Source organism: Wolbachia endosymbiont of Chironomus riparius (genome assembly GCF_918315375.1).
This window is the reverse complement of record NZ_OU906733.1, coordinates 435049-441673: the sequence shown is the minus strand read 5'-3', so window position 1 is coordinate 441673 and position 6625 is coordinate 435049. Positions and strand designations below refer to the sequence as shown.

The 6625-nt window shown below is 30.4% G+C and carries 8 protein-coding genes; 6 read left to right on the top strand and 2 right to left on the bottom strand.

From position 1 onward, the window contains the following. The 6 genes from NL275_RS02095 to trxB form a co-directional block, all read left to right on the top strand. The coding region (locus tag NL275_RS02095) for a hypothetical protein (protein ID WP_253299870.1) at window positions 1-407 on the top strand (407 nt) is incomplete at its 5' end. A 94-nt stretch (window positions 408-501) separates the two neighbouring features. Beyond that, entirely contained in the window at window positions 502-702 is a 201-nt protein-coding gene (locus NL275_RS02090) for a hypothetical protein (protein ID WP_253299869.1), read from the top strand. Window positions 703-704: 2 nt separating this feature from the next. Continuing rightward, complete coding sequence (locus tag NL275_RS02085; protein WP_253299868.1) at window positions 705-2060, top strand: hypothetical protein; 1356 nt, start codon at window positions 705-707, stop codon at window positions 2058-2060. A gap of 328 nt (window positions 2061-2388) precedes the next feature. Further along, window positions 2389-3279: a hypothetical protein gene (locus NL275_RS02080; protein ID WP_253299867.1), complete on the top strand. Its 891-nt coding sequence runs from the start codon at window positions 2389-2391 to the stop codon at window positions 3277-3279. 58 nt (window positions 3280-3337) lie between these two features. Beyond that, window positions 3338-3937, top strand: coding sequence for a peroxiredoxin (locus NL275_RS02075; RefSeq protein WP_253299866.1), 600 nt, complete (start codon window positions 3338-3340; stop codon window positions 3935-3937). Beyond that, complete coding sequence (gene trxB / locus NL275_RS02070) at window positions 3937-4860, top strand: thioredoxin-disulfide reductase (protein WP_253299865.1); 924 nt, start codon at window positions 3937-3939, stop codon at window positions 4858-4860. The genes NL275_RS02075 and trxB overlap by 1 nt, the downstream gene beginning before the upstream one ends. 131 nt (window positions 4861-4991) lie before the next feature. On the opposite strand, the gene ruvC is transcribed toward trxB, so the two are convergent. Both ruvC and NL275_RS02060 read right to left on the bottom strand, forming a co-directional pair. After that, window positions 4992-5477, bottom strand: a complete 486-nt coding sequence (ruvC, locus tag NL275_RS02065) for a crossover junction endodeoxyribonuclease RuvC (protein ID WP_253299864.1) — start codon at window positions 5475-5477, stop codon at window positions 4992-4994. Then, window positions 5477-6301, bottom strand: coding sequence for a cytochrome c oxidase subunit 3 (locus NL275_RS02060; RefSeq protein ID WP_253299863.1), 825 nt, complete (start codon window positions 6299-6301; stop codon window positions 5477-5479). Before NL275_RS02060 ends, ruvC begins: the two co-directional genes overlap by 1 nt. Between the last annotated feature and the right edge of the window lie 324 nt (window positions 6302-6625).

The following is a 6625-nucleotide window of genomic DNA, read 5'->3' as shown; positions in this document are numbered from 1 at the left end:
TAACAACAAAATTTCATGAGTCAATTAAAAAACATGCTTCTAGCATGTTGGATCAGAATGTAAAGTTGGCCGATTCTCTTAAACCACAAGAAAAACTAAAGTTTGAAGCACAAAAAACAACACAGCAAGAGAAACTAACTCAGGAAAAACCTGTGGTTGCTGCTCCTGTTGTGAAACCAGTGGTTAATAAAAAAGAAGATATAATAAAAAAAGCTATTGGTACTGAAATTCAGGAAGATAAACATAGAAATAATCAATCAGAAAAAAAACAGATGTATAATAATATTCTTGATACTGATATAAAAACGTTATTAAAAGATAGAAAAGCTAAAACAATAACTCAAGGAGAGCCTGCTACAACAATACAGAACTTGCAAATCAATGAAGACAATCAACGAATGCTGTGAGTAAATAAAAAAAAATTTGCTATTAAGGAATAATTAGTATAATTATTTATATACTTTTAGTATATGTGATTTATATATATTTTTAGGAGCGAATATGAATAATACAAAAAAAGAAAATGTGTGGAAACAAGTATACGATCATTGCAAGGGTGAACCAGGTGGAGTACGTTTTAAAAACAGTGAATTGGAAAAGGCAAAAAATTATAGTATCTTAAATCCAGGTTCTTCAATGGGTGATACTCAACCTCCCAAACAACAATTTCCCAAACAACAATCTAGTAATCAAAAGAGGTAATTATGAGTAACTTAAATTTAACAAAGGAATTAGTGAAAACATTTAATACACTGAATTTCTTTTTTACTGGTTTAACTAACTTCACTATAAGTGATCAGAGGAATATCTCTATAGAATTTGCTCCTGACATGAGTAAAGAAGAGTGTCTTTCTTATCTAAAAACGATGGGAAATAAAATACGATCTTCGTTTGTGGAAGGTAAGGGTGAAAATGCGTTTAATGTAAATCACTTTCCGTTTCATATTGACTCAGGCAGTATACGTAAGAATAAATCAGGAAATTTTGAGCTGTGTTTACCAATCAATTCAAAGATTATCTTTAATTTAAAATCTTACCTTGCTAATTCAATAATACAGAGGGTAATACCAGATAGTGAAAATAAGGATATTTATAATATGACCTTTCCAAGCTTTGATAAGGGGAAGTATCTCTTAGTACAGAAGTTTGAAAGTAGGGAATTGGCGCAAACATTTAAAAAGGAATTTGTGAATCTTATTGAACAAAGATACGATTATGATGTTTCATCAGATATCATTGTTAAAGATAATAAATTATGTATTACATATAATTTTGTTAACAATTTGAATTTTGTTCGTAACTATCATGATGAAGATATATATAGAATTTTTAAGATTTTATGTACATATGAGCAGACTAATCATAAAAAAGATGATTTAAAAATGTTAATAAATCAACGATTTTTTTCTAATTTACCAGATGTTAACTTTTCTTTTTTTATTAATCGAGTGAAGAAAGAAGATCCTAGTCATCCATTAATGACACCTTATAGAAAAGAAAATGAACACACTTCTTTAGGACTTTCTATTGTAGAAGTAGATAAGGTCAACGCTGAGGCTGGTTTTGATCTATTAAATCCTATTACTCCTTTATTAGAAATTAATGACAGTAGATTTATAGACCCTGATAAAGCTGATGAGCTTGGAGTATATGCTATAAATTTAGATGATCCAGAAGTTGTTATGCCTCTTATGGAGAAATGTCTGGAAAGCGCTGTAATAGGACAAGTTGATGGACGTTGCACTTTAATTTTTAATCAACAAAAACATAAACAGCTTAAAGTTTCTAATAATGCCAATACATCAAGGAGTGAAAGTGGATATGGCAGCATAGACAATATTTCTGAACGTTCACCTAAAGTTAATACTTTACCAAATATAAGGGAAGAATCACATGGAAGAAGTGCTGAAGAGCATTATGATAGTTATTCTTCATATATGAAGAAGCATGACATATCAGAACCAAGCTCAAGTCTACAAGAATTAAAAGAAGAAAACGTACAACAAATAAAAGAAGGAAACGTACAACAAATAAAAAAATCATGGTGCGTTATTCTTTAATCATATTAACCATAAGGGTTTATAACCCTTATGGTATTCATGTTGCATTTTAATAAAGCACATTACGATAAATGTAATAGTTGGTCATTACAAACTGATCAATTATTATAAGTAAGGCAATACAAATCATTTCATAAGATAAAGCTTACCTTTTTTAAAGTTCATTTAAATTTACTATTTTATACAAAAAAGAACTTGCATTGTTATTTTATTTTTAGTATAACTATTACCATAATATTTTAATATAGATTGAAAAAGAAATATGCCCAAAAAAGATAAGAAACCAATTTATAAAGTTTATCTAAAAAGTAATTATATTAAAATAGCAATGTCTGATGATAAACTTTCCAAAGATCGTTCCAGTTCTTCTGATAGTGAAGGATCAAGTAAAGCATCATCTTCAGAAAATCTATTTAGCAATAATTATGGTGAAAATATTATGGATAAATCATCCGTGCCAGAGAATTTTGAACAGCAACTATTATTAAGCACAAATGATTTCTATTATACTTCTCCTGAAAAGGGATTATCATCAAGTGATTTAGATAACTCTATACACAGCAATTATTATAATCAACAATCAAGTATGTGCAATTCCAACATCGCAACTAAGCATTTTGATCAGCAAATACCACCACTAAGTACAAGTAGTTCACATAACCCTATAACTGTAAGCTCTGAGCAGCACAGTATGGATACTCATTGTACTTTGTCTAGTATAAGCTCTAAAAAGAGACTAACCTCAAGTAATTCAAGTAACCCTACACATAGAAATTATTATAATCAACAATCAAGTATGTGCAATTCCAACATCGCAACTAAGCATTTTGATCAGCAAATACCACCACTGAGTACAAGTAGTTCACATAACTCTCCAACTGTAAGCTTTGAACAGCAAAATATGAATACTCATTATATTTCACTTAATAAAAATTCTAGAAAGAGGTCATTATCAAGCCCAAGTATTATTTCAAATAACTCTTCATCCTTAAATTGCACTCAATCAAGTATGTACGATTCTAACGTTATAAATAAGAATTCTGAACAGCAATTATCACCTGTAAACACAAGTAGTTTACATATCATTAATGATTTTTTATCTGAAAGCTTTCAACAGCAACCACAATCACAGATGCGTAACTTAAACATCAGTAATTGTGTGAATTCACGTATGAATGATTTATGTTATAAAGATAGATTCACTAATAATAAATTTTAAAGATAATTTGTAACTTGCCTACTTAAAGTATATAATTGGGTTTATTTTCGGAGTGACTATGAATCTTATAACAAAATCTGCTATTGATTTTACAGCTCCAGCTGTTCTTGCAAATGGAGAGATAATTGATGATTTTTGTTTGAGTGAGCATATTAAAGGTAAGTATGCTATACTTTTCTTTTACCCTCTTGATTTTACATTTGTTTGTCCTACTGAGATAATATCGTTCCATAATAAAGTTAATGACTTTTCAAAGCGTGATACTGAGGTGATAGGTATAAGCGTAGATTCAAAGTTTTCACATCATCACTGGCGCAAAATTCCAGTTAGTGAAGGTGGTATTGGAGAAGTTAGTTACCCTTTAGTATCTGATATCAGAAAATCAATATCAAAAGATTATGGAGTATTATATGATGATACAGTTGCATTTAGAGCAACCTTTATTATAGATGATAAATTTATTGTACGTCACCAATCAATAAATGATTTGGCTTTAGGACGCAATGTAGATGAATTTATTAGAATAATTGACGCAATTAAACATAATGAAGAGCACGGAGAAGTATGTCCTGCCGGATGGAAAAAAGGTAAGCAAGCGATGCAAGCAACTCATGAGGGAGTTGCAGATTATCTCGCTTCTAACAACGAAGCGTTATAATGAAAACGAAAGTCCTCATAATTGGTTCTGGAGCAGCAGGTTATTCTGCTGCTATATATGCAGCACGTGCAAATTTAGGACCAATAGTAGTAACAGGAATGCAGCCAGGTGGTCAGCTAACAATTACTACGGATGTTGAAAACTATCCTGGTTTCATTTCAATACAGGGTCCAGAATTAATGGAACAAATGAAATTACATGCAGAAAAAGCAGGAGCACAAATAGTCAATGATGAAATAAAAACTGTTGAGCAAATTGATTTACATCAATTTAAATCTTACGGTAATTTTAATATATATGATTCAAACACTATTATTATTGCATCTGGTGCGCAGGCAAGATGGCTTGATTTAGAGAGCGAAAAAAAATTTCAAGGTTACGGGGTATCAGCATGTGCCACATGCGACGGTGCATTTTTTAAGAATAAAGTTGTAGCTGTAATCGGTGGTGGGAATACTGCTGTTGAAGAAGCTATATTTTTAACTCGTTTCGCCAAAAAAGTTATATTAATACACAGGCGTGATTCATTAAGAGCAGAAAAAATTATGCAAGAAAAGCTCTTTAAGAATGATAAAATAGAAATAATGTGGAATAATACAGTAGAAGAAATATTAGGGGAAGATAATCCAAAAAAAGTTACTAGTATTATACTAAAATCAACTGAAACAGGAGACATTAAAGAAATCAGCATAGATGGAGTGTTTGTTGCAATCGGACATACACCAAACACAGGAATTTTTAAGAATTTTATAAAAATGGATGAAGAAGGTTATATAATTACTCAACCTGGCACAACTTTAACCAGTAAATTAGGAGTATTTGCTGCAGGTGATGTTCAGGATAAAATATATCGTCAAGCAGTAGTTGCAGCTGGAAGCGGTTGCATGGCTGCGCTTGATGCAGAAAATTTTTTAGAAACTTAAATCGTTTAAAATATCTTCTAAAATTTTTTGAGATTTTCTTAAACACGAAAAAAATATAATATCTTCATCTTGTATTGCAAAAAAATGATAATGTATAATTAAAATCCCACTCTACTTTTTTTCTTAGTATTCTAAAACATTAAACAATGTTTTAAAGAAGCATGACATATTGCTGTGGCTAAGGCATCTGCAACATGATGACATTTTACATCTACATTTTTCACTATTTGTTTTACCATAAATATAACCTGATTTTTATTTGCATGGCCATTTCCAGTAATACTTTTTTTTATATAATTTGCATCATATTCATTTATGGATATTTTTTCTATTTTAAGTGCCAAAATTGTCACTCCTCTTGCGTAACCCAAAGTGAGTGAAGATTTTGGATTTTTGTTAATAAAAATTTTTTCTACTGCAGCCTCATTTGGAGAATATAAAGATAACACCTCCGTTAATTGAGCAAAGATTACATGTAAACGTTCACCTATATCCTGATTATTGTAAGTTGATATAGTACCACTACTCAAAAGCTCTATGCTATTCTTTTCATTGAGCGTAATAATAGCCCACCCAGTTTTAACTATTCCCGGATCCAAACCTATTATTTTAATCACTATGAACTTAGCCAGTAAACAAAGATAAACAAAAAGAGCCAGACTATATCTACGAAATGCCAATACCAAGAAGCAAATTCAAAGCATAGGTGATCTTGAGGTGTAAAATGATCTTTTAATGTTCTAAACAAGCAAACTATCAAAAATAATATACCTATTATAACATGTATACAATGAAAACCAGTAATCAAATAAAAATTAGAAGTATAAATTAGTTTTTCTCCTGGTTCAATTAGAGTAAAACTTGCTTCATAATATTCTATTGCTTGAACTATTATAAAAAAAACACCAAGTAATATGGTAGTTAATAACATATTTATTGTACCTTTCTTATTATTTTCAAGCAAAAAATGATGTGCTCCCGTAATTGTTGTGCCTGATAGTAATAAAATTAATGTATTCATGAATGGCAATGACCACGGATCAGGTGGTAGAATGCCTTCAGGAGGCCATGCAACTTTTTTTATTGGAGAAAATGCTTCAAATATAAAAACTGGATCAAGCCATGCCTTAAAAAATGAGCAGAAAAAAGCTATAAAAAATACTACCTCTGAAAGAATAAATAGGTACATTGCAATCCTAAGCCCATGTTTTACAATGTAAGTGTGACATTTATCATAAACAGCTTCTTTTATTACATCTCTCCACCAATAAAAAAGAATTCCTGATATTGAAGCAGTTCCAAAAATTAGTGTCACAACACCAATAACTTGCTTATGTATTGTACCCACTAATCCTAATACAAAAATGATAATTGCTGCTGATATAGCAATTGGCCAAGGACTTGGATTCACTAAATGAAAATCATGTTCTTTACTACTCATACCATTTTTAAAGTAAATTAATATGCACTCAGAATATAATATAACCTAAAATTGTCAATATTCTTAAAACTTTATCATATTTTTCGTGTAAGTATCATTTTGGCCGGGTATTAATTCGGCCTGTAAATTACAAAAGGCATACAATTAACAAACAGGATTTTAGTAAGTATTAGAAATAAATAAGTTTCTACTTAGAACCAAAAAAAATGGCAGAGATTTTATGGGAAGGAAAAGAAGATAAAAGGTGGTAGGAAAACAAGCTGAGCGAGGAGAATATTCTACTTATGGTATCAGAATATCTCGGGGAATATAGGACATATCGCG